22 protein-coding genes are annotated in these 23,003 nt (G+C 71.2%); 15 read left to right on the top strand and 7 right to left on the bottom strand.

Annotated elements, in window-relative coordinates; all coding sequences use genetic code 11:
• The first annotated feature begins 6 nt into the window (after positions 1-6).
• Positions 7-936: an Fpg/Nei family DNA glycosylase gene (locus tag ITJ69_RS06960; protein ID WP_194672391.1), complete on the top strand. Its 930-nt coding sequence runs from the start codon at positions 7-9 to the stop codon at positions 934-936.
• A 6-nt stretch (positions 937-942) separates the two neighbouring features.
• Here the strand turns inward: ITJ69_RS06960 and ITJ69_RS06955 are convergent, their stop codons facing one another.
• Both ITJ69_RS06955 and ITJ69_RS06950 read right to left on the bottom strand, forming a co-directional pair.
• The gene (locus tag ITJ69_RS06955) at positions 943-2,412 is read right to left on the bottom strand and encodes an amidohydrolase (RefSeq protein WP_194672390.1); all 1,470 of its coding nucleotides are present in this window, start codon (positions 2,410-2,412) and stop codon (positions 943-945) included.
• An 8-nt stretch (positions 2,413-2,420) separates the two neighbouring features.
• Complete coding sequence (locus tag ITJ69_RS06950; RefSeq protein WP_194672389.1) at positions 2,421-3,128, bottom strand: FMN-binding negative transcriptional regulator; 708 nt, start codon at positions 3,126-3,128, stop codon at positions 2,421-2,423.
• A 158-nt stretch (positions 3,129-3,286) separates the two neighbouring features.
• On the opposite strand from ITJ69_RS06950, the gene ITJ69_RS06945 reads away from it, so the two are divergent.
• The 7 genes from ITJ69_RS06945 to ITJ69_RS06915 all read left to right on the top strand — a co-directional run bounded on the left by ITJ69_RS06945 (position 3,287) and on the right by ITJ69_RS06915 (position 11,780).
• The gene (locus tag ITJ69_RS06945) at positions 3,287-4,873 is read left to right on the top strand and encodes a peptide ABC transporter substrate-binding protein (RefSeq protein WP_228505033.1); all 1,587 of its coding nucleotides are present in this window, start codon (positions 3,287-3,289) and stop codon (positions 4,871-4,873) included.
• Positions 4,874-4,884: 11 nt separating this feature from the next.
• Positions 4,885-6,279 carry a M14 family zinc carboxypeptidase gene (locus ITJ69_RS06940; RefSeq protein ID WP_194672388.1) on the top strand — a complete coding sequence of 465 codons (1,395 nt, stop codon included), beginning with the start codon at positions 4,885-4,887 and terminating at the stop codon, positions 6,277-6,279.
• Positions 6,279-7,220 carry an ABC transporter permease gene (locus tag ITJ69_RS06935; protein ID WP_123293990.1) on the top strand — a complete coding sequence of 314 codons (942 nt, stop codon included), beginning with the start codon at positions 6,279-6,281 and terminating at the stop codon, positions 7,218-7,220. The genes ITJ69_RS06940 and ITJ69_RS06935 overlap by 1 nt, the downstream gene beginning before the upstream one ends.
• Positions 7,217-8,107, top strand: coding sequence for an ABC transporter permease (locus tag ITJ69_RS06930; RefSeq protein ID WP_194672387.1), 891 nt, complete (start codon positions 7,217-7,219; stop codon positions 8,105-8,107). Before ITJ69_RS06935 ends, ITJ69_RS06930 begins: the two co-directional genes overlap by 4 nt.
• 84 nt (positions 8,108-8,191) lie before the next feature.
• A complete protein-coding gene (locus ITJ69_RS06925) occupies positions 8,192-9,601 on the top strand; it encodes a serine hydrolase (protein WP_323743032.1) in 1,410 nt (469 codons plus the stop codon).
• The gene (locus ITJ69_RS06920; protein WP_323743031.1) at positions 9,598-10,131 is read left to right on the top strand and encodes a GbsR/MarR family transcriptional regulator; all 534 of its coding nucleotides are present in this window, start codon (positions 9,598-9,600) and stop codon (positions 10,129-10,131) included. The genes ITJ69_RS06925 and ITJ69_RS06920 overlap by 4 nt, the downstream gene beginning before the upstream one ends.
• Positions 10,128-11,780 (top strand): dipeptide ABC transporter ATP-binding protein, encoded by a 1,653-nt coding sequence (locus ITJ69_RS06915; RefSeq protein ID WP_132099646.1) that lies wholly within the window; start codon positions 10,128-10,130, stop codon positions 11,778-11,780. The genes ITJ69_RS06920 and ITJ69_RS06915 overlap by 4 nt, the downstream gene beginning before the upstream one ends.
• Before the next feature lie 41 nt (positions 11,781-11,821).
• Here ITJ69_RS06915 and ITJ69_RS06910 read toward each other — a convergent pair whose 3' ends face one another.
• Together ITJ69_RS06910 and ITJ69_RS06905 are read right to left on the bottom strand one after the other, a co-directional pair.
• Complete coding sequence (locus ITJ69_RS06910) at positions 11,822-12,403, bottom strand: hypothetical protein (protein ID WP_194672385.1); 582 nt, start codon at positions 12,401-12,403, stop codon at positions 11,822-11,824.
• Between the two features lie 101 nt (positions 12,404-12,504).
• A complete protein-coding gene (locus ITJ69_RS06905) occupies positions 12,505-13,347 on the bottom strand; it encodes an AraC family transcriptional regulator (RefSeq protein WP_194672384.1) in 843 nt (280 codons plus the stop codon).
• A 135-nt stretch (positions 13,348-13,482) separates the two neighbouring features.
• Here ITJ69_RS06905 and ITJ69_RS06900 point away from each other — a divergent pair, with 135 nt between their 5' ends.
• The 3 genes from ITJ69_RS06900 to ITJ69_RS06890 are packed head-to-tail and all read left to right on the top strand — an operon-like array spanning position 13,483 to position 16,618.
• A complete protein-coding gene (locus tag ITJ69_RS06900) occupies positions 13,483-15,039 on the top strand; it encodes a sensor histidine kinase (RefSeq protein ID WP_123293985.1) in 1,557 nt (518 codons plus the stop codon).
• A 39-nt stretch (positions 15,040-15,078) separates the two neighbouring features.
• Positions 15,079-15,741, top strand: a complete 663-nt coding sequence (locus ITJ69_RS06895) for a response regulator transcription factor (RefSeq protein ID WP_111084503.1) — start codon at positions 15,079-15,081, stop codon at positions 15,739-15,741.
• 13 nt (positions 15,742-15,754) lie between these two features.
• The gene (locus ITJ69_RS06890) at positions 15,755-16,618 is read left to right on the top strand and encodes an EamA family transporter (protein ID WP_194672383.1); all 864 of its coding nucleotides are present in this window, start codon (positions 15,755-15,757) and stop codon (positions 16,616-16,618) included.
• Between the two features lie 8 nt (positions 16,619-16,626).
• On the opposite strand, the gene ITJ69_RS06885 is transcribed toward ITJ69_RS06890, so the two are convergent.
• The 3 genes from ITJ69_RS06885 to ITJ69_RS06875 form a co-directional block, all read right to left on the bottom strand.
• Complete coding sequence (locus ITJ69_RS06885; RefSeq protein ID WP_159572741.1) at positions 16,627-16,779, bottom strand: hypothetical protein; 153 nt, start codon at positions 16,777-16,779, stop codon at positions 16,627-16,629.
• A 102-nt stretch (positions 16,780-16,881) separates the two neighbouring features.
• Entirely contained in the window at positions 16,882-17,214 is a 333-nt protein-coding gene (locus tag ITJ69_RS06880) for a hypothetical protein (RefSeq protein ID WP_194672382.1), read from the bottom strand.
• A gap of 91 nt (positions 17,215-17,305) precedes the next feature.
• A complete protein-coding gene (locus ITJ69_RS06875; RefSeq protein WP_123938866.1) occupies positions 17,306-18,337 on the bottom strand; it encodes a LacI family DNA-binding transcriptional regulator in 1,032 nt (343 codons plus the stop codon).
• A 115-nt stretch (positions 18,338-18,452) separates the two neighbouring features.
• Between ITJ69_RS06875 and ITJ69_RS06870 the strand changes: the two genes are divergently transcribed.
• Genes ITJ69_RS06870 through ITJ69_RS06855 form a run of 4 tightly spaced genes read left to right on the top strand, consistent with a single transcriptional unit; the run spans position 18,453 to position 22,988 of the window.
• Positions 18,453-19,745, top strand: a complete 1,293-nt coding sequence (locus ITJ69_RS06870; protein WP_123293981.1) for an ABC transporter substrate-binding protein — start codon at positions 18,453-18,455, stop codon at positions 19,743-19,745.
• Positions 19,745-20,623, top strand: a complete 879-nt coding sequence (locus ITJ69_RS06865; protein WP_111084508.1) for a carbohydrate ABC transporter permease — start codon at positions 19,745-19,747, stop codon at positions 20,621-20,623. Before ITJ69_RS06870 ends, ITJ69_RS06865 begins: the two co-directional genes overlap by 1 nt.
• The gene (locus ITJ69_RS06860) at positions 20,620-21,594 is read left to right on the top strand and encodes a carbohydrate ABC transporter permease (RefSeq protein WP_207896044.1); all 975 of its coding nucleotides are present in this window, start codon (positions 20,620-20,622) and stop codon (positions 21,592-21,594) included. Before ITJ69_RS06865 ends, ITJ69_RS06860 begins: the two co-directional genes overlap by 4 nt.
• A complete protein-coding gene (locus ITJ69_RS06855; protein WP_194672381.1) occupies positions 21,594-22,988 on the top strand; it encodes a glycoside hydrolase 5 family protein in 1,395 nt (464 codons plus the stop codon). The genes ITJ69_RS06860 and ITJ69_RS06855 overlap by 1 nt, the downstream gene beginning before the upstream one ends.
• Positions 22,989-23,003: the final 15 nt, after the last annotated feature.

The following is a 23,003-nucleotide window of genomic DNA, read 5'->3' as shown; positions in this document are numbered from 1 at the left end:
GGTCCCATGCCCGAGGGTCACTCCGTCCACCGAATCGCCAACCAGTTCACCCGGCACTTCGTCGGCAAGCGCTGCGAGGTGTCCAGTCCGCAGGGGCGGTTCGCCGCCGGGGCCGCCCAGATCGACGGCAAGCGCATGATCGCTGCCCGTGCGGTGGCGAAGCAGATGTTCCTCGAGTTCGAGGGTGATCTGTTCCTGCGCGTCCACCTCGGGCTCTACGGCGCGTGGGACTTCGCCGGCGACCTGTCGACCGCCACGGCGCTGTCCGCCGACGACGACGGCGAGGAATCGCTCACCTCCATCGGTGCTCCCCGCCTGGCGCGGTACCGGATGGCCGAGCAGGAGAAGGTCGAGGACCCGATCGAGTCCTTCCCGCCGGACCCCATCGGCCAGGTGCGCGTCCGCATCCTGACCGAGGACACCGTCGCCGACCTGCGCGGCCCGACCGCCTGCGTGGTAGAGACCCCGGCCGAGGTGCAGCGTGCCCTGGACAAGCTCGGCCCCGACCCGATGAACGACGACGGTCCCGAGGCCGAGAAGACGTTCGTGGACAACGTCCGGAAGCGGAACGTCGCCATCGGCCAGCTGCTCATGGACCAGTCCGTGGTGAGCGGCATCGGCAACATCTACCGGGCCGAACTGCTGTTCCGGCAGCGCATCGACCCGTACAAGGTCGGCAAGAAGATCACCGTCAAGCAGGCGAAGGCGCTGTGGGCGGACTGGTCGAAGCTGCTGCACGACGGCGTCCGCGACGGCCTGATGATGACGATGGACGGCCTGTCCGACGCCGAGTACAAGAAGGCGCAGCGGTCGCGCAAGGACCGGCACTGGGTCTACCACCGCCAGGGTGAGCCCTGCCGGGTGTGCGGCACCGAGATCCGGGTGGCCGACATGGCCGGTCGGAAGCTCTACTGGTGCCCGAAGGACCAGAAGTAGCGCGCTTCAGAGCTCGCAGTACGTGAACCGTCCGGCGATCGCGGTCGCGAGCACCCGCATCGACCGCAACGAGGACGACGACGCCGCCAGCGGGTCCGACTCGACGAGCACCAGGTCCGCGACGTCGCCGACCGCGACGCTGACCCGACCGTCCGTGGACCCCTGCCACGCGGCGAGCGCCGAGAGTCGTTCGGCGGGGTGCCACGGGTCGCGGCCGTCCCGGTCGCGTCCCACGGCCGCGGCCATCGAGATCCACGGGTCGAGCGGCGCGACGGGGGCGTCCGAACCGAGCAGCAGGCGCGCTCCGGCTCGGGCGAGCGACGCGAACGCGAAGGCGCGGTCGGTGCGGCCCGCCCAGTGCCGGTCGGCGATGTCGCGGTCGTCCATGGCGTGCTCGGGCTGCACCGAGGCGGCCACCCCGAGCCTGGCGAACCGGTCGACGTCGGTGTCGACGAGCAGTTGCGCGTGCTCGATGCTGCCGCGGGCGCCGACGGCTTCGAAGACGTCGAGCGCGAGGGTGTTCGCCCGGTCGCCGATGGCGTGGATCGCGGGGACGAGTCCGGCGTCGACGGCTCGGCGGGTGATCGCGACGAGGTCGTCGAACTCCCACGCCAGCACGCCGGAGCCGTCGGTCATGGCTGCGGTCCGGGTGCCGAGCGAGCCGTCGGTGACGACCTTGAACGGCCCCATCGTGAGGAGGCCCCGGGTCCGGTCGACGACGTCGCCGGTGCGGAGCCCGCGGTCGATCACGGCGTCGAGTTCCGCCGGGTAGACGCCCGACGACACGCGGAGGGCGTCGGTGCCGGCGTGGATCCGGCGTGCCCAGCGGTCGAGGCCGAAGCGCATCTCGAGGTCGACGATGCCCGTCACACCGCGGGCGGCAGCGGCCTCCGCGGCGTCGGCGACGTACCCGTCGAGCAGGTCGTCCGGCACCTGCGAGAGCGCACCGGTCACGTCGAAGGCGTCCTGCTCGCGCAGGATCCCGTCGTCACCCGCCTCGAGCGGCCGGCCGACGAGTGCGGAGAAGTGCGCGAGCGCGAGAGCGTTGCACCAGACCGCGTGCAGGTCACCGCTGATGACGACGGTCGGGAGGCCCGGTGCGGCCTGGTCGAGCAGCTCGCGTCGTGCGGGGGTCGGCCACAACCCGTCGCGGTAGCCGTGGCCGATCAGCACGCGGTCCGGCACCCCGGTCCGCGCGACCGCGGCGAGGAGGTCGGCGGTCGACTCCGCGGAGTCGCAGCCGGAGACGTCGACGCGGCGGCGCACCAGGGCCCACTGGTCGAAGTGCGTGTGGTGGTCGCGGAGGCCGGGGCCGAGCCAGGCGCCGGCGGCCTCGACGACCTCGGTGTCGGGGCCGGCGGGGTCGAGCGCGCCGGCCGGCGCGATCTCGGTGACCAGGCCGTCGGCGATGCGGACGTCGGCAGGGGCCCCGGAGGTGCCCACCCTGCGGACGGTGCGGAGCAGGATCTCGGTCATCCCCACCGTCACGGCCGGTCCGCCGCTGGCGCGTCGGCCCGGAACCGGCGGCGTGGGCCCAGCGCCTCCCGGATGTCCGTCGTGGGCCCGACGGACCGGACCCGCTCCATCTCGTCGGCGAGCGCCGGCGACGCGTAGGGGCCGTCGCCGCGCAGCCCCGCGATGATGCGGTCCACGACCTCGGGGGCCTTGTTCTGGGAGAGCTTCGCACGGGCGTCGAACCGGGTGACCCGGATGCGGATGCCGACGGTGCCCTTCGCCATCCGGCGTGCGGTCTCCTCGTCGATCTCGAGCGAGACCGGCTCGGGCATGACGCGCTCGAAGTGGTCGACGAGCTCGCCGAGCACCCGGAAGTTCTCGTCGTCGGACAGCAGCTCCGGCGTGCCCCACAGGTGGGCGGTGACGTGGTTCCAGGTCGGCACGAACTGCTCCGGCGGGTACCAGGCGGGGGAGACGTAGCCGTGCGGACCCTGCACCACGACCAGGACCTCGTGGCGTCCGAGTTCGTGCGCGACTTCGTCGGGGCGGCCGACGTGCGAGACGAGGACGACCTGGTCGGGATCGTCGTCCGGCCCGGGGGTCTCGAGCAGGAACGGGTAGTGCGACGCGACGATCCCGGCGTCGGTGTGCGACACGATCGTGGCCCACGGGTTGCCGGCGACGAGGCGCTTGACCTCGTCGACGTCCGTCATCAGGAAGTGGGGTGTGTGCCGCATGGTCCGAGCGTGGCACACGGCCCCGGTCGAGCGCGACACCTGTCGTTTCGCGAGTGTTTCAGAACGGTAAAAGTTTCAGAGTTCATTGAAAGAAGCATTGTGCCGGGGCCTCGAACGGGCCTAGCTTCACTCATCAACGACGACCCGAGGAGACCCCCATGCGACGCAGGACCATCGCCGCCCTGGCCACGGCAGCCACACTGGCGCTCGTGGTGACCGGCTGTTCGGCGAGCGGCACGGCCGACTCCGCCGGCGGATCGAGCCTGGTGTACGCCACCGGCGAGCCCGACCACCTGACGCCCGGACGACAGACCGTCGCGTTCGACCAGGTGCAGAGCCTGTTCGCACCGCTGACGCAGACCGACGCGAAGGGCGAGCTCCACGACGTCGCCGCGAAGAGCGTCGAGAGCGACGACGCCACCACGTGGACCATCACCCTCCGGGACGGCTGGACGTTCCAGAACGGCGAGGCCGTCACCCCGGAGAGCTACGTGAAGGCCTGGAACCACGTCGCCTACGGCCCCAACGCGTGGGAGAACAGCGGGCAGCTCGCCGCGATCGTCGGGTACACGGACCTCAACCCGGCGAAGGGCACCCCGAAGACGAAGGAGATGTCGGGGCTCAAGGTCACCGGCAAGGACACCTTCACGGTCACGCTCACCCACGCCGACAGCCAGTTCCCGCTGCAGCTCAGCCAGGCTCAGACGGCGTTCTACCCGATGCCGTCCGCCGCGTACGACGACCTGAAGGCGTACGACAAGAAGCCGATCGGCAACGGCCCCTACGAGATGCAGTCGGCGTGGAAGGCGGACAAGGAGTTCACCGTCACCGCGTGGAAGGACTACGAGGGCACGAAGCCGGTCACCAAGGACGTCACGTTCCGGAGCTACTCCGACATGAACACCGCGTACACCGACGTCCTCGCGGGCAACGCCGACGTGCTGTTCCTGCCGACCGACAAGATGACGAGCGCGAAGGCCGACTTCGGTGACCGACTGCACTCGTTCGACGCCCCGGGCATCGACTACCTCGGCTTCCCGCTCTGGGACGACCGCTACTCCGACCCCGACGTCCGTCGCGCGATCTCGATGTCGATCGACCGCGACGAGGTGAACACGGCCATCTACGGCGGCCTGTACGAACCCGCCACCGCACTCACGCCCCCGTCGATGTCCGGCACCGAAGAAGGCATCTGCGGCGACGCGTGCGAGTTCGACCCCGCCGCGGCCAAGAAGCTCCTGGCGAAGTCCGGCGGCTTCGACGGCACGATCACGCTCGTCTACCCCGGCGGCAGCGGCCTCGACTCGCTCTACGAGGCGTACGCCAACCAGATCCGGCAGAACCTGGGCGTCGACACCGTCGCGAAGGCCACCACCGACTGGGCCTCGTACTACTCCGAGCTGACGGACAAGAAGGTCGCCGGCCCGCACTTCGGTCACTGGGGTGCGCTGTACATCAGCCAGCAGAACACCCTCCGCGCCCTGTTCACCCTGGCCGGCGGCTGCTCGCCCTGCACCGGGTACTACCAGTCCGACACCGTCGACGCGCTGCTCGCGAAGGCCGACTCGGCCGGCTCGCAGGACGAGGCGAACGAGTACTACACGAAGACGCAGGAGGCCGTCCTCGAGGACTTCCCCGTCGTCCCGACCTTCTTCGACAAGTACTCGTACGTCACGAGTGACAAGGTCACGAAGCTCCCCGCGGTCGCCGGCAGCCCGGTCGTCGCGCAGATCGCCGTGAAGTAGGGCACCACCACATGGACCAGCGCACCATCCTCCGCCTGGCGGCCGAGGTCCCCGACCACGACGGCTTCCCGCTCGTCGACGACCTGCACGCCCGGTTCGACGCGCTCGCAGCGTCCCACCCGGACCAGGTCACGGTCACCCGGATCGGCACCAGCCGGCTCGGCGAACCACTGCACTCCTACCGGATCGGCACCGGGTCGCACGCCGCCGTCGTGGTCGGCGGCGTGCACCCGAACGAACCGATCGGTTCGTGGACGGCCCTGCACCTCGCCGAGACGGTGCTCACCGACGACGACGCCCGTGCGCTCGACGTCACCTGGCACATCGTCCCGACGATCGACCCGGACGGCATGCGGCTCAACGAGGCGTGGTTCCACGATCCGCACGACCGGGTGTTCTACTCGCGGCACTTCTACCGCCCGGCACCGGACAGCCAGGTGGAGTGGACGTTCCCGAACAGCCACAAGTCGGTGTACTTCGACCAGGTGCTGCCGGAGACGCTCGCGTTCATGCGGCTCATCGACGACACCGAGCCGGACCTGCTGGTGTCGCTGCACAACGGCGAGATGGGCGGGGTCTACTACTACCTGTCCGAGGACCTGCCCGACGTCGTCGACACCCTGCACGCGGTCCCCGCCACGCTCGGGCTGCCGCTCGACACCGGGGAGCCCGAGTCGCCGTTCCTGCGCGAGCTCGCCCCCGCGGTGTTCGCGATGGACGGGATCGAGACCGCGTACGACTACCTCGAAGCACTCGGGGTCGACCCGGGCGAGCACATCCACGGTGCGTCGAGCGCGGCGTGGGCGATGCGGCACGGAGCACTGTGCATGGTCGCCGAACTGCCGTACTGGAGCCACCCGGACGCCGACGACCAGACCCCGACCGACGAGTCGTACGCCGACCTGCTGCGGCGCTGCTCCGCCGAACTCGGTGCCTCGGGCGAGGAACTCCAGCAGCTGCTCGACGAGGCGTCGCCGATGCTGTCGATCGAGTCGCCGTTCCTCGAGGCGTCGCGCGCCTTCGTGCCGATGCTCGTCGGCACGGCGGACACCGACCGCCGCCGGGCCGACCGGGAGCCGGCCGACCGGCGGGCCACCGTCGCGGAGCGCTTCGGCTGCGAGGACCTGGTCCGCTGCTTCCGGCTGCGCTACGGCGGCATGCTGCTCCGCGCGTTCGAGGCGGAGACCACCGCCGGTACGGCGTCCGCGCCGCTCCGGCGCCTGCGCGACCGCCTGGCGGAGCGCTACGCGCACTGGCAGGCCGACTCGGCCACCGAGGCGGACCCGATCCCGGTGCGGAAACTGGTGGGGGTGCAGTACGGGGCGATCCTCGCCTGCGCGAGTCACGTGGCGGACCCGACCCGCGCCTCCCGTCCGGTGTCGGCGGCCGTGTCGGGAGGCGCGTGATGCGTCCCACGCTCGCCGTCGGTCGCCGGCTCGGCGGCCTGGCCATCGTGTTCCTCGGGGTGACGTTCCTCATCTACGCGATGACGTTCGCGCTGCCCGGTGACCCGATCCGGGCGCTCGGCGGCGACCGGCCGCTCAGCGACGCGGTCGTCCGCACGCTCCGGGCCGAGTACCACCTGGACCAGCCGCTCTGGCTGCAGTACGTGCAGTACGTCGGCGGGCTGTTCCGCGGCGACTTCGGCACCGACTTCAACGGGCAGTCCGTCGGCGAGCAGATGGCCTCGCGGTGGCCCGTCACGATCACCCTGGCGCTCACCGCGTGGGCCCTCGAGATCGTCCTGGGCATCGGGCTCGGGGTGCTCTCCGCCCTGAAGCGCGGGACCGCCCTCGACAAGACGGTCCTGGTCGGCACCATCGTCGTCGGTGCGATCCCCGTGTTCGTCCTCGGCGTCGCCCTGCAGCTCGTGTTCTCGGTGCGGCTGCACTGGTTCCCGGTCGCCGGCGTCACCGCGGGCTGGCCGACGGCGTACATCCTGCCGGCGTTCGTCATCGCGCTCTTCGGCCTCGCCGCGGTGTCCCGGCTCACCCGCACCTCGATGATCGAGACGCTCGACGCCGACTACGTCCGGACCGCACGGGCCAAGGGGCTCGCGCCCGGTCGGATCGTCGGCGTGCACGTGATGCGGAACTCGCTCATCCCCACCGCCACCTACCTGGCGACCGACCTCGGGTACCTGATGGGCGGCACCGTGATCATCGAGGGCATCTTCAACCTGCCCGGCGTCGGCAACCTGCTGTTCCAGGGCATCCGGTCGCACGAGGGCGCCGTCGTCGTCGGCATCTCGACCGCGCTCATCCTGGTGTTCCTCGTCACGAGCGTGCTCGTCGACCTGCTGCACGCCGCCCTCGACCCCCGCGTCCGGACCGGAGCAGCCGCATGACCACCTCAGCGCTCAGCGCCACCGTCGAACCCGTCGTCGGCGGCCGACGACGACCCCTGCTGGCCGCGGCCCGCACCCCGGGCTTCTGGGTGCCCGCCTCGGTCCTGGTCGTCGTGCTGCTCATCGCGTCGTTCCCGCAGCTGTTCGCCGGACTGTTCGGCCACGGTGACCCCCGGGTGTGCGACCTCGGGCAGAGCGGCGCCTCGCCGACCAGCGGACACCCGTTCGGCTTCGACCTGCAGGGCTGCGACGTGTACGCCAACGTCGTGTACGGCACCCGGTCGTCGATCGCCGTCGCAGTGCTCACCACCGTGCTCGCCGGCATGGTCGCCGTCGTCATCGGGACGATCGCCGGCATGGTCGGCGGCTGGGTCGACGCCGTGCTCGCCCGCCTGACCGACGTGTTCCTCGGCTTCCCGTTCCTGCTCGGCGCCGTCGTGGTGCTCAACAGCGTGGGGGAGCGGTCCGTGCTGACGGTGTCGCTCGTGCTCGCGCTGTTCGGGTGGCCGACGATGGCCCGGCTCGTGCGGTCGAGCGTCCGCAGCGTGCGGAACGCCGAGTTCGTGCTCGCCGCCCGCACGATGGGGCTGTCCACCTGGCGGATCACCACCCGGTACGTGCTGCCGTCGTCGATCTCGCCGCTGCTCGTGCTCGCGACCATCACCGTCGGCGGCGTCATCGTGTCCGAGTCGTCGCTGACCTACCTCGGCATCGGGCTCGAGAGCCCGGCGATCTCGTGGGGGCTGCAGCTCTCCGCCGCGACGTCGCAGTTCCTCCGCGCCCCGCACATGCTCATCGCACCCGCGGCGTTCCTCGCCGTCACGGTGCTCTCCGTCATCGCGCTCGGCGACACGCTGCGCGCCGCGCTCGACCCGCGTCGGCGCTGACCTGCACGGTGCACGCCGCGTCGCGGTGGGCACCGTCGCGACCGACGCGCCAGACTCGAACCACCGCCCTTCGAAAGGACCACCGTGACCGACACCCTCTCCGCGTACCGGAAGACCCTGCCCTACATCCACGAGTGGGTGTCGTACAAGGTCTGGCAGCTGCGGGTGCCGGGCGTGCAGGTCGCCATCGGGTTCGGCGGCGAGGTGCTGTTCGACGAGGCCTGGGGCTACGCCGACGTCGAGGCCGGGCGTCGCCTGACCACCACCGACCTGTTCCGCATCGCCTCGCACTCGAAGACCTTCACCGCGACGGCACTGCTCCAGCTCGCCGAGCGCGGGTCGCTCCGGCTCGACGACACCGTCGGCACGTACGTCCCGGCGCTGGTCGACGGCGGCTCCCCGCTCGCCGACGCCACGATCCGTGAGCTCATGGAGATGGGCGCCGGGGTCATCCGCGACGGCCACGACGGCGACTACTGGTCGCTCCTGCGCCCGTTCCCCGACGAGCAGGAGCTGCTGGCACTCGTGCTCGACCGCGGGCAGAAGGTCCCCACCGGGTCGTCGTTCAACTACTCGAACCTCGGCTACTCGCTGCTCGGGCTCGTCATCGCCGCGGTCTCCGGGCAGTCCTACAACGACTTCGTCCGCGAGTCGATCACCGAACCCCTGGGCCTGCGGAACACCGGCCCGGACTGGGACCCCACGCGCGCCGACGACTTCGTGATCGGCTACACCGGGTTCCACACCGCGCGGCAGCGGCAGCGCATCGACCACGTGGACACCCACGCCATGGCCGCCGCCACCGGGTTCCACGGCACCGCCTCCGACCTGGTCAAGTACTTCTCGCAGCACGTCATCGGGGCCGGCAGCCTGCTCGACGACCACTCGAAGCGACTCGCGCAGCGCAAGGCCTGGAGCGCCACCGACGACCCGGCCGCCCGCGGCTACGGCGCCGGGTTCATCGTCGACCGCATCGGCGGCCGCGACGTCCGCGGCCACTCCGGCGGGTTCCCCGGGCACATCACGCAGTCGCTGTTCGACCCGGCGTCCGGACTCGTCGTGTCCGTCATGACGAGCGCCGCCGCCGGACCCGCCACCCTCATCGCCACCGCCATCGTGCAGATGCTCGACGCCGCGGCGGACACGTCCGCACCGGGTACTCCCGTGCCCGACGACGTCGACACCGCCGCGTACACCGGCCGCTTCGCCAACCCGTGGGGCGTCAGCGACATCGCCCGCATCGGCGACCGGCTCGTCGAGGTCGACCCGTCCGGACCCGAACCGCTCGACACCCCGACCCGGCTCGAGGTCGTCGACGCGGACACGCTCCGGATGACGCACGGCAACCGCTTCGGCTCGGTCGACGAGGACATCACCTTCACGCGCAACGCCGACGGCGCCGTCCGGTCGATCCGCGCCGGCGGTGGCATGACCGAGGAACCGTGGACGATCCCGACCGAGTCGCCCGAGGTCGCGGCAGGGCTGGCACCGTGAGCGACGACGTCGTGCTCGAACCCGAGCGTCAGGCGTTCGTCGAGGAGTTCGCCCTCATGCTCAACGACGGTGCGGGCATGGCGCTCACCGACGCCCGCGTGCTCGGCTACCTCATGATGACCCGCGCGCCGCACTCGTCGTCCGCCGATCTCCAACGCGCCCTCGGCGCCAGCTCGGGTTCGGTCTCGATGGCGACGCGCCGGCTCGTCGACTCCGGGTTCGTGAAGCGGCAGATCGTCGCCGGCGAGCGCAGCCACTACTTCCGCGCCGAGGCCGACGTCTGGGGTTCCTGGCTCGCCGGCGAACGGAAGTACCTCGACCGGCAGCGCGACATCATCGGACACGGCCTGGCCGTCGTCGAGCACGCCGGCCGCACCGGGGCGGGCGACGTCGACGCCGAGGTCCGCGAGCGCCTGCTCAACGGCCGCGACTACATGCAGTGGTTGCAGGGCCACCACCACAAGATGCTCGAGGACTGGGAGGCGTTCAAGGCCGCCCGCGACCGCACCGACCGCTCGGAGACCCCATGACCGACGTCCTGACCGTCGACCACCTGTCCGTGACCTTCGACGTCGACGGCGCCGAGGTCCGCGCGGTCGACGACGCCTCGTTCACCGTCGGCCGCGGCGAGGTCGTCGCCGTCGTCGGGGAGTCCGGATCCGGCAAGAGCATGACCGCTATGACGGCGATGGGGATCGCGCCGGACGGCGCGCGCTCCTCCGGCAGCATCCGGCTCGGCGACCTCGAGGTGCTCGGCACCGACGAACGCACCCTGCGCGGGGTCCGCGGCCGCAGCGTGTCGATGATCTTCCAGGACCCGTCGGCCGCGCTCAACCCGGTGTTCACGGTCGGGTTCCAGCTGGCCGAGGCCGTCCGCCGCGCCGACGCCTCGCACGACCGCGCCGCCGTCCGGCACCGTTCGCTCGAACTCCTGCGTGCCGTCGAGGTGCCGGAACCCGAACGCCGGCTCGGCCAGTACCCGCACGAGCTCTCCGGCGGACAGGCGCAGCGGGTGATGATCGCGATGGCGCTCGCCGCCGACCCCGACCTGCTCATCGCCGACGAGCCGACGACCGCACTCGACGTCACGGTGCAGGCCGAGGTGCTCGACGTCCTGCGTGCGCTGCGCGAACGCACCGGCACCGCGATCCTCCTCATCACCCACGACATGGGCGTCGTCGCCGACATCGCCGACCGCGTGGTCGTCATGCGCCGCGGTCGCGTCGTCGAGACGGGCACCGTCGCCGCGGTCTTCGCCGCACCGTCCGCCGACTACACCCGTGACCTGCTCGCTGCGGTCCCACGCATGGGCACCGAGGTCGGCCGGGAGGCGCGGGTCGACCCCGTCACGGAGGCCCCGTCGGTCGTCCTCGACGTCCGGCACCTCGTGGTCGAGTACGGCGGTGCACTGCGCGGGCGGTTCCGCGCGGTCGACGACGTGTCGTTCACGGTCGGTCGCGGTGAGATCGTCGGACTCGTGGGCGAGTCCGGCAGCGGCAAGACCACCATCGGCCGCGCCGCCGTGGGGCTCGCACCGATCACGTCCGGTTCGGTCGTCGTCGAGGGCACCGACGTGGCGGTCGCCCGGCGAGCAGCGCGCCGGGAGATGCGGCGACACGTCGGCGTGGTCTTCCAGAACCCGCTCCGGTCGCTCAACCCGCGCTACACGGTCGGACAGACCGTCGCCGAGCCGCTCCGGCAGATCCTGCGCCTGCCGTCGGCCCAGATCGACGAACGGGTGGACCGGCTGCTCGCCGACGTCGGTCTGGACGGCGGGTACCGCGAGCGCTTCCCGCACGAGCTCTCCGGCGGACAACGGCAGCGCGTCGCGATCGCCCGCGCCGTCGCGCTCGACCCCGCACTGCTCATCGCCGACGAGCCGACGAGCGCCCTCGACGTCTCGGTGCAGGCCCGGGTGCTCGACGTCTTCCGTGAGCTGCAGGAACGCCTCGGCTTCGCGTGCCTGTTCGTCACCCACGACCTGGCCGTGGTCGACACGCTGTGCGACCGGGTCGTCGTGCTGCACGGCGGGAAGGTCGCCGAGCAGGGGAGTCGCGACGCCATCCTCCGGTCGCCGCAGGACCCCTACACGCGTCGACTCATCCAGGCCGCGCCGGTGCCGGACCCGGACGAACAGGCAGTGCGCCGATCCGAGCGCCTGGCGGCACGGGCCGGCTGAGGGGCGCTCGCCGGCCCTGCGATCTCCGCGTCGTTGCGGAGTCAGCGCACCTCGGCCGAGGCCCAGAGCGCGTTCACGCCCCGACCCACCGGACGCAGGAGCGGGACGGCGACGAGCACCGTCGCCGCCAGGTACGCCACGGTCTGCAGCAGCCCCGGGACGGAGAAGGCGATGCCGAGTGCCTCCTGCGGCAGCGCCGTGAGGAGCACCGCGTTCGACAGCAGCGCGGTGACGAACCACAGCGACGCCGCCACGGCGACGACCCAGCCGAAGGCCCGCTGCACGCCGTCCTCGTTCCGGACGGTCAGCACGCCGAACGCCACGAGTGCACCCTGCGCGACGACGACGAGCACCGCGGTGGCCCAGCCCGGCGCCGGCCACAGGAGCGCGAACGCCAGGACCGACACCGCGAACGCGAGCGCCCGACGGTCCCGAGCGCGCACCGCGGCGACGAGCACGACCGCACCCGCCAGCCCGGCGAGCACCGTGGCGACGAGGAGCAGTCCGTTCGGCAGGTCCCACGGCGCGAGCCAGATCGTCCCGACCAGTCCGCGCGCCCCGAACACGACCGCTGCGACGACCGCCGCGGCCGAGACCACCCGAACCCCCGTGATGTTCTGCATGCCCGCACACTACGCGCAGCCCGCGCGGCGGGGAAAGCATGTTCTGTCCGGGCGGCTGACGGTCCTGGTTCGCGAACCGCGGGATTCGTGAACCAGAACCGTCAGAACCTCCGAGGGAGGTCGGTCTCCGGTGCGCGGACCCGCTGCAGCGCGCGTCGCATGGAGGCGGTGGTGCTGAAGCCGAAGCGTGCAGCGACCTCGGCGGGACGGTCACCCCGGGTGAGTGCACTCCGGACGCCGAGGCTCCGGAACCACCGCCCGAGCTGGGCCGGCGTACAGCCCGTGGTCTCGGTGCACCGACGCTCGAGGGTGCGCGGAGACATGCCGACGCCGTCGAGCAGGTCCGCAGTCGAGTGCCCGCCCGCCGGGTCGAAGAGCCGGTCGAGGACCCTCGCCAGGCTGTTGTCGCGCAGCAAGGGCGGTGGGTTGTCGTGGAGCACGGTCGTGACCACGAGTCGCGCGAGCGCATCCTGCTGCACGCCGTGCCACCGGCCGCCGTCGAGGTGACCGACGTGACGCAGCGCCAGCACGACGTCCACCGACGGGAAGCCCGCGGGCTGGGTGGTGGCGATCGACGGGAGCGCGAGGACCTCGGCAGCGAGTGCCCCCAGCGTCGCCGATCCGACGACGACGCCGGTGTCGGCGAACAGGGCCTCGTGCGGGAAGTCGTACGAAGGAGCAGTTCGAGGCGGACCGTGCCGCTCGGGGTCGGAGCCGATCGACGTCGTCGGGTGCTGCTCGACCAGTGCGGCTCCACCAGCCTCGATGAACACGAGTGTGTCGTCGCGGTGGAGCCAGACCGGCCGGTGCCGGGTCGCGACCCAGGCGTGCGTACCGTCCGGATCGAGATCGAGCGTCCAGCGGTCGTCGTCGGATCGGATCTCCTCGCCGGGGCCGACCTCGAGGCCGACGGCGTCGATCAGTGCTCGGAGTGCGTCGCCCATCACCACGAGCATGTCCTGCGGGCCGTCCCGCGACGATCGGCCTCGGGAGATCTGTGGAGAGGGGGGGGATAACCCCACCCGGGGTGGGGAGGGGGCAGGATGGGGGAACGGCCCCGTGATCGCGAGGCTGGAGTCATGACCGACACCGACCGCCTCGACCAGGCGCGAACCGTCCCGCTGGACGACGTCACGCCCTCGCCCGACCAGGCCCAGACCGTCCCGCTGGGCGACTCCGTCCCACCTGGAGCCACCAAGCCGATGCCGCAGTACCCGCGACAGCACGACCAGCAGACGCCGCCGGCGTCGTGGGGAGCGACCCCGCCGAACGGATCGGCGCCGGGTGGCGGCCGGGGCGGCAGTGCGGGCTCGGGCATGACCGCCGGCGCGTTCTACCGCGAGTCGTGGAAGCGCCTGCCGCGCGACTTCGGCTACATGGCCCTGACCGGGGTGCTGCTCTGCACGCTCTACTTCGCGTTCCCCGCGGCGATCTTCGGCGGCGGCTTCCGCGACCTGTTCAACCCGTTCGTGCTGCTGATGTTCTTCATCGCGCTGTTCGTGGCGCGGTGGCTCGGACAGTTCGAGAAGCTCCGCATCGGATGGGCAGACCGGCGTCCGATCCGCCCGGTGGACTGGACGCCCCGCTGGCAGCAGAACTGGTGGACGCGCACCGGTTCCGCGGTCGCCAACCCGCACTACTGGCTCTACCTGCTGCACGCAGCGGTCGTGTACCCACTCGTCGCGCTCTTCACCGTGGGTGCCGGCGTCCTGCTGCTCGCCGGGTTCCTCTGGCCCGTCGGGCTCGCGGTGGTCGCGTTCGCGAACGGCCTGAGCGCGCAGTACTTCGGGTGGGACATGACCTCCGTCGTCGGGTTCGGGTTCCTCGGGTTGCTGTCGATGGCCGCCTCGGTCGTGCTGTTCCCGCTCTGGGCCCGTGGCTCGGTCATCGCGCACTACTGGGTGGACTTCGGTCTGCTCGGCGGGTTCCGTGCCGAGCAGCTCGAGCAGCGCGTCGCCGGACTCCAAGCCTCCCGTGCCGGTGCCGTGACCGCCGAGGGTCAGGCCCTGCGCCAGATCGAGCGCGACCTGCACGACGGCCCCCAGCAGCGCCTGGTGCGGCTCCGGATGGACCTGTCGGCAGCGGAACGCGCGTTCGAGAAGGACCCGCAGAAGGCGAAGCAGCTGATCGGCGAGGCCTCCGAGCACGCGCAGGACGCCCTCGACGAACTGCGTGCGCTGTCCCGCGGGTTCGCCCCGCCGATCCTGCTCGATCGCGGGCTCGTGGCGGCCCTCGAAGCGCTCGTCGCCCGCACCCCGATCCCGGTCGGCCTCGACGTCCGCCTGCCGGAGGGCCTCGAGCTCGCGACGGAGATCCAGCGCAACGTGTACTTCACGGTGAGTGAGCTCCTGACGAACACCATGAAGCACGCCGGTGCCACGACCGCCGGGGTGTACCTCGGCCTCGTGGTCGACGCCTCCGGGCTCTGGTACCTGACCGTCAGCGTGACCGACGACGGCCGCGGCGGAGCACGACCCCAGCAGGGCCACGGCATCGAGGGCCTGATCGGCCGGATGCGCGCGCTCGACGGCGACCTGGTCGTCGCGAGCCCCGAGGGCGGCCCGACCGAGGCAACAGCGCGGATCCCGCTCGGCGCCCTGAACGGCGTCCCCACGACGGCGAACCCGCGGTCGTGACCCCACGGGAGCGCCCGCGCTCCCACTAGGCTGGTCGGCATGACAGACGGCCCGGATGCAGCACGCATCCGGGCCGTCGTCGTCGACGACGCCGTCCTGCTGCGCGAGGGCCTGGCCCGCGTGCTCGACGAAGCCGGCATCGACGTCATCGGCCAGTACGCCGACGCCCGTGCGTTCCTCGCGACGCTGCCGGACGGCGCTCCCGACGTCGTCGTCATGGACGTCCGGATGCCGCCGACCTTCACCGACGAAGGCGTCCGCGCCGCCGTCGAGACCCGTCGGATCGCCCCGCGCACCGGGGTCCTGCTCCTCTCGCAGTACGTCGAGGCCACCTACGCCGAAGACGTCCTCGCCGCCGGTGCGACGGGCATCGGCTACCTGCTCAAGGACCGCGTCACCCGGCTCGAGGAGATCGACGACGCCGTTCGTCGGATCGCCGCCGGCGGCACGGTGCTCGACCCCGAGGTCGTCACGCAGCTGATGAGCCGGCGGCGCGACCCACTCGCCGCGCTCACCCCGCGCGAACGCGACGTGCTCGGCCTGATGGCCGAGGGGCGCACGAACGCGGCCATCGCCCGCGCCCTCGTCATCGGCACCGGCGCCGTCGAGAAGCACGTGTCGAGCATCTTCGGCAAGCTCGCGCTCGAGGACACCGGCGAGGACCACCGCCGCGTCCTCGCCGTGCTCGCCTACCTCGGATGAGCCGGTCCCGCGGATGAACCAGGCCCGCGGTACCGACCGGATCCCGGCTCCGCTGCTCGCCCTCACCGCGATGGTGTCCGTCCAGCTCGGGGCCGCGATCGCGAAGACCCACTTCGACGACGTCGGCGCGGTCGGGGCCGCGACGCTCCGGCTCGTCATCGGCGCGGTGGTGCTCGCGCTGGTCGTCCGTCCTCGCATCGGGCACTGGACCCGCGCGCAGTGGCTCGGCGCGGTCGGCCTCGGGCTGGCGCTCGGCGGGATGAACGTCTTCATCTACCTGGCCTTCGCGACCATCCCGATCGGGGTCGCGGTGACGATCGAGTTCCTCGGTCCACTCGCCCTGTCCCTCGTGCACACCCGGCGGTGGCGGGACGCGCTCTGGGCCGCCCTGGCGCTCGCCGGCGTCGTGCTGCTCGGGGTCGGCCCGAGCGCCGTGACCGAGGTCGGCGGCGTGGTCTGGGCCGTGCTCGCGGCGGCGTGCTGGGCGGGCTACATCGTGATGAACCGGCACGTCGGCGCCGCGATCCCGGGTGTCGACGGCCTGGTGGTGTCGATGGTGGTCGCGATGCTCGTGTCGCTGCCGTTCGGGCTCCCGTCCGCTGTCGACGGCGTGGTCCGCGAACCGGTGCTGCTGCTCGTCTTCGGCGCGGTTGCCGTGCTGTCGAGCGTGCTGCCCTACGCCCTCGAGATGCTGGCGTTGCGGCGGATGCCGACGCGGGTGTTCGGCGTGCTGCAGAGTCTCGGCCCGGCGATCGCCGCGTTGGCCGGTCTCGTGGTGCTCAGCGAGGGGCTGTCCGTGCTGGAGACGGTGGCGCTGGTGTGCGTCACCGCTGCCAGCGTCGGCGTCACGCTGTCCGCGCGCCGCCGACGCCGCTGAACGACCGTCTACTCGTCGCCGAGGAAGTCGGCGTACGTGGGTTCCGTGTGCTCGCCCGACAGCAGGGCCGGATCGTTGACCCGGGCCTCGACGTAGGCGCTGATGACCTCGGGTGGGGTGAGCACGTGGGCGACCCAGGACGGCACCGCGGTGTTCTTCATGGTGCCTCCTCGTCCCGGAGCGGCACTCGAACGAATGCCTCGATCAGTGAGTTACTTGCCGAACCGGAGTTCGCTAAACCATCCTCGGAGTGCGAGCAGAAGTCAACGCGCTGCGTTCTGCGGACTCCGCATCGCGCGTTCCGCCTGGTCGGCACGCAGGGTGCGGTGCTTCACGGCCGACCGCCACACCCAGGCGTCCGCCTGCTGTCCGAACTGCGCCCACTCGACCATGACGGCATCGCGGGTCCAGCTCTTCGCGAAGGCCTTCACCCGGACGTGGAAGGTCGGGAACTGGATCCACGCCCAGACCGGCGCGGGCGTGACGGCGTGGCAGACGTCGGGCCCGCGGGCGTCCTCGGACAGCGAGTAGGCGCGCGGACGTTCGACCTCCGGGTGTTCCGGGGGCTGCCACCGGTTCTCGCGACGCCGTCCCACGACGGTATTCGAACGTGTGTTCGAACGGGAGTCAAGTCCGCCGCGCGCCGTGGACGGACGCCGACGTGCCGCTCGGCGTGTCGGGGAGCGGTCAGGGCTGCGCGCGCGCCGTCGATTCCCGCACGCTCAAGGTCAGTGGTGGTCCGGGCCGTGACGCCAGCGGTGCAGTGGCGTCGATCTGCGCGCGCAGGAGCGTCGCCGCACGCTGTCCGAGCTCCACGGTGTCGCGGGTCAGCGAGGTGATGGACGGCCGGACGAGCTGGATCATCGCCGAGTCGTCGAAGGACACGATCGAGACGTCGGTCGGCACGGCGACGCCCATCTCGCTCGCGACCCCGAGTCCGGCGACCGCCAGGACGTCGTTGTCGTACACGATCGCCGTCGGTCGGCTGCTGCGGGACAGCAGGGTCCGGGTCGCGCTCGCGCCGGCCTCGGCCGAGTAGTCGGTTGGGATCGACACGGCGTCCGTGAGCCCCTCGGTCGCCGCGAAGGCCCGGACGCGGCCGATCCGCATGGCGGTGTGCTCGAACTCGGGGCGCCCGGCGACGTGCGCGATGCGCCGGTGCCCGAGCGCGTGCAGGTACCGCAGGACCGTGTCGGTCGCGTCGCCGTCGTCGATCCACACGCTCGGTGCGGAGCCCTCGGGTGAGGGGTGGGAGCCGACGACGACCGTGGGCATGCCGAGTTCGGCGAGCAGGGTGAGCCGGTCGTCGTCGCGCCGCGGGTCGATGACGACGACGCCGTCGACCCGGTGCCCGCGCCACCAGGCCCGGTAGGTCTCGAGTTCCTCGGCCGCGTCGCGTGCCACGAGCAGGTTCATCCCGACGTGGGTGCCGGCGAGCCCGAGCTGGATGCCGGAGATCAGGTCGCCGAAGAACGACTCGGTGCCGAGCGTGCGGGCCGGCCGGTTCAGCACGAAGCCGATCGAGCCAGCCTTCGCGCCGCCCAGGGCGCGCGCTGCGGTGTGCGGTTGCCAGTCGAGTTCGCGAGCGATCGCGCGGACGCGTTCGCGGGTCTCGTCGGACACGCCGGGGCGGTCGTTGAGGGCGAACGAGACCGCGCTGACGGACACGCCGGCACGCGCGGCGATGTCGGAGATCGTCGTTCGACGGTTCGTGGCCACGGGCTTGACTATAGCGTTTTAGTCCTCCATAGTCACTGCCACAAGCGGGTTCAGGGACAGGAACTGAACCGGTTCAGCACGATGACCACGCAGGATGACGAGGGAGTCAGACGCCATGAGGACCACCACACGTGCGACGAGGAGCCGCGCCGCAGCGCTGCTCGCAGGAGCTGCCGCCACGGCACTCGTCCTGACCGGCTGCTCGAGCGGCGGCAACGCGGCCGACACCGGCAGCGGGGAGATCAGCGGGTCGATCACGCTGCAGACGTGGGCGCTCACGCCGACGTACACGGGCTACCTGAACGGGGTGATCGCCGACTTCGAGAAGGCCCACCCCGACGCGAAGGTCAAGCTGCAGGACCAGCCAGGCGACGGCTACGCCGACAAGGTGCTCAGCCAGGCGTCGTCGAACTCGCTGCCCGACGTCATCAACCTGCCGCCGGACATCGCCCTGCCGCTCGCGAAGCGCGGGTTCCTGCAGGACGTCGCGAAGGACGACACGAAGCTCGCGAGCACGTACGTCGCCGGCGCGCTCGATTCCTACAAGTACAAGGGCGTCGACGGCACGTTCGGCTACCCCTGGTACCTCAACACCGACGTCGACTACTGGAACGCGACGATGTTCGCGAAGTGCGGCCTCGACGCGAAGAACCCGCCGAAGACCACCGACGAGCTGTTCACGCAGGCGAAGACCATGCACGAGAACTGCCCGACCGACTACCTGATGAGCCGGAAGCCCGGCCTCGGCGACTTCACCCTGGCCGGCGTGAAGGTCCTCAACGCGGACGGCACGAAGTTCACCTTCGCCGACTCGTCGAAGGCCGCCGACCTGATCGAGCGCTACAAGGACGCGTACCAGGACGGCTACATGCCCTCGAACGTGCTGAACAGCGACTACCTCGGCAACTCGACGCTGTTCACGCAGCAGAAGGTCGCCTGGACCACGGGCGGCGCGACCTCGCTCGCCGACTTCGAGAAGAACAACCCGTCACTCAAGGGCAAGGTGACGGTCAGCCCGGCGCTCGACACCCCGCCGCTGTACGTGCAGGGCCTGTCGGTGTCGGCCAAGTCGAAGCACCTCGCCACCGCCGAGGCGTTCGCGAAGTTCATGACGAACGCGGAGAACCAAGAGGCGTTCGCGCACAAGGTCAACATCTTCCCGTCGACCACGTCTTCGCAGTCCGACCCGTACTTCTCGAAGGACGACGGCACCGTCAACGGCGAGGCCCGTGTCCTGGCGAACGAGGCCCTGAAGACCGCGAAGGTCCTCAACCCGGTCGAGGCGAACTCCGCGATGACGGACTTCCTCGACCAGCAGATCGCCCTCGCCATGAAGGGCCAGGTCGCGCCGGAGAAGGCGCTGCAGACGGCTCAGACCAAGATGAACAGCCTGCTGGCCAACGGCTGATGCGCGCCAACCGCTGGTTCACGCCCTGGCTGCTCGTCCTGCCGGCCCTCGTCTGGCTCGTCGCGTTCAGCCTCTGGCCGTCGATCAACACCGTCCGGCTGTCGTTCACGAACGCGAGCCCGCTGGGGGGCGTGAGCCAGTGGGTCGGGCTCAAGAACTTCGAGACCCTGCTCGCCGATCCGCAGGTGTGGGAGGCGCTGCTCAACAGCGTCATCTACATGGCGATCTGCCTGCCCCTGCTGACCGTGCTGCCGCTGCTCATCGCGGTGCTCGTCCAGCAGAAGCTGCCGGGGATCGCGTTCTTCCGCACGGCGTTCTACACGCCGGTCATCGCGTCGGCCGTGGTCGTCGGGCTCATCTGGACCTGGATCCTCGACGACCGCGGCGTCATCAACGAGATGGCGCAGGCGCTCGGCGTCGTGCAGGGCAGCGTCCCGTTCCTGACCGACCGGTGGCTGCTGCTCCTCAGCGCGATCAGCCTGACGGTCTGGAAGGGCCTCGGCTACTACATGATCATCTTCCTCGCGGCTCTCGGGAACGTCGGCAAGGACCTGCACGAAGCGGCCGCCCTCGACGGCGCCGGGTCGGTGCGCCGGTTCTGGTCGGTCACCATGCCGGGGGTCCGGGGCACCATGACGCTCGTCGGGATCCTGGTGTGCGTCTCCGCGCTCCGGGTGTTCAGCGAGCTCTACATCCTCACCAACGGCACCGGTGGACCCGGCGGGCAGGACAACTCGCTCGTCATGCTCATCCAGCAGTACGCCCGCGGCTTCACCGGCAACCTCGGCTACGCGTCCGCCCTGAGCCTCCTGCTCTTCGTCGTGACGCTGATCCCGATGCTCGCCCTCGCGCGGATGAACAGCAAGGCGGACAAGTGACGAACACGACGACCACCGAACCCGCCCTGGGCGGGGCGCGCGGTGCAGCCAGCCCGACGCCGGACGTGACGGGCGCGACGGACGCGGGACGGGCCTCCCGGCCGAACGGACGAGACGGACGCAAGCGCCGTCGCGCGGTCTGGGGTGTCATGTCCACCCGCGAGAAGGTCGTGCGCTACGTCCTGCTCATCGTGGTGCTCTTCATCACGATCGGCCCGTTCCTGTGGCAGCTGTCCACCTCGCTCAAGGGCGCCGGCGAGGACATCTACACCGCGAACCCGTCGTTCATCCCGACCGAGCCGACCATCGAGAACTACCTCAAGGTGGCCGCCGCGATCCCGGTGTGGCGCTACATCGGCAACTCGCTGCTCGTCGCCGCGATCGACGTGTTCGGCAACATCGTCTTCGCGACCCTCGCCGGCTTCGCCCTGGCGCGGCTGCAGTGGCGGCACCGCAAGCTCGTGCTCGGACTGTTCCTCGCCACCCTCGTCCTGCCCGGCGAGGCGACGATCATCTCGCAGTTCGTCACCGTCAAGGACCTCGGCCTCGCCGACAACCTGGTCGGCGTCGCCCTGCCCGGCATGATCGCCGCACTCAACGTGCTGCTCATGTTCAACGCGTTCCGGCAGATCCCCGAGGAGATCGACCAGGCCGCCGTGATGGACGGTGCGAACGCGATGCAGCGGCTGCGGTACATCTCGCTGCCCGCCGTGCAGGGGACCATCGCCGTCATCGCGATCTTCTCGTTCATCGGGGCGTGGGACGACTTCCTGTGGCCGCTCATCGTGCTGCAGTCGCCGGAGAACCTCACCCTGACCGTCGGGTTGCAGTACCTGCAGGGCACGTTCGCGACCGACCAGCGCATGATCGCCGCCGGCACCATGATCGCGTTCATCCCGATCGCCGTGATCTTCGCCGTCCTGCAACGCTTCTTCTTCAAGGGCGTCGAAGAGGGCGGTGTGAAGGGCTGATGCGCTTCGGGGTCAACTACACGCCCTCGGTCGGCTGGTTCCACTCGTGGCTCGACTTCTCACCGTCGGACACCGCCAGGGACCTCGAGGCGATCGCCTCGCTCGGCGCCGACCACGTGCGGATCTTCCCGCTCTGGCCGGTGGTGCAGCCGAACCGCACCCTCATCCGGGCGTCGGCACTGCAGGACGTCGCGACGGTCGTGGACATCGCCGGCTCGTTCGGGCTCGACGTCAACGTCGACGCCCTGCAGGGGCACCTGTCGAGCTTCGACTTCGTGCCCTCGTGGCTGGACAGCTGGCACCGTCGGAACATGTTCACCGACCCGGACGTCGTCGCGTCGACCGCGGCGTACGTCCGGGCCCTCGCCGCAGCGGTCGCGGACAAGCCGAACCTGCTCGGCATCACCATCGGCAACGAGGTGAACCAGTTCGCGCACGCGCCGCACCCCGCCCCGCACGACATCACGGCGGAGCAGGGGCACGCGTGGGCGGCAGCGATGGTCGCGGCGGCACGGTCCGGGCTCGCGTCCGGTCCGTCCGGTCCGTCCGGTTCGGCAGGTTCGTCCGGCCTGGAGGCCCGGGTCGACCCGTCCGCGTCGGCCCCGTCCGGCAGCGGGTCGCGTCCACGGCCGCTGGTCACCGTCGCGCAGTACGACGCGGCCTGGTACGACGACGCGCAGCCGTTCGGACCGGAGCACGCGGCGGACCACGGTGACGCCACCGTCACGCACTCGTGGGTGTTCAACGGCTCGGCGGCCCTGCACGGCGCGCTCGGACCGGGATCAGTGCGGCACGGGGAGTACCTGCTCCAGCTCGCCGCCGCGTGGAACCGCGACCCCGCACGGCCGAACTGGCTGCAGGAAGTCGGGGCGCCCACCAACGTCGTCGCCCCGGAGGACGCCGCCTCGTTCACCGAGCAGACCATCCGGCACGTGCTCGGGGCGCAGGAGGTGCTCGGCGTCACGTGGTGGTGCTCGCACGACGTCGCCAGGTCGCTCGCCGACTTCCCGGAGCTCGAGTACGACCTCGGGCTCTTCACCAACGACGGCCGGATCAAGCCCGCGGGAGAGGCCTTCGCGGCCGTCGCACGGTCCGGCGCCACCGACACCGCTGCTGCGCCGCCGGCCACGGCGCTCGTGCTCGACGACGTGCTGCCCGACGGCTCGGACCGACACGGGATGCGTGCCGACTGCGCCCCCGGCGGGCGGTTCGCCGCCGCCTGGCTCGCGGTCGCGTCGGCCGAACCGGACGGTCGCGGCCCGCAGGTCGTCCTGCGTTCCCGGCTCGGCGACACCGGGATGCTCGCCGCCCGTGGCATCGACCGCTGCGTCGACGTGCCCGCCGAGCTCGACTCCACCTCCATCCGCGTCGCGCACCCCGCGACCACGCGCTGACCCGCGCCCACGCCC

Origin of the sequence: Curtobacterium sp. VKM Ac-2887, assembly GCF_015350935.1 — a bacterium.
Taxonomy (GTDB): Bacteria; Actinomycetota; Actinomycetes; order Actinomycetales; family Microbacteriaceae; genus Curtobacterium.
This window is presented reverse-complemented; position numbering and strand designations above follow the sequence as displayed.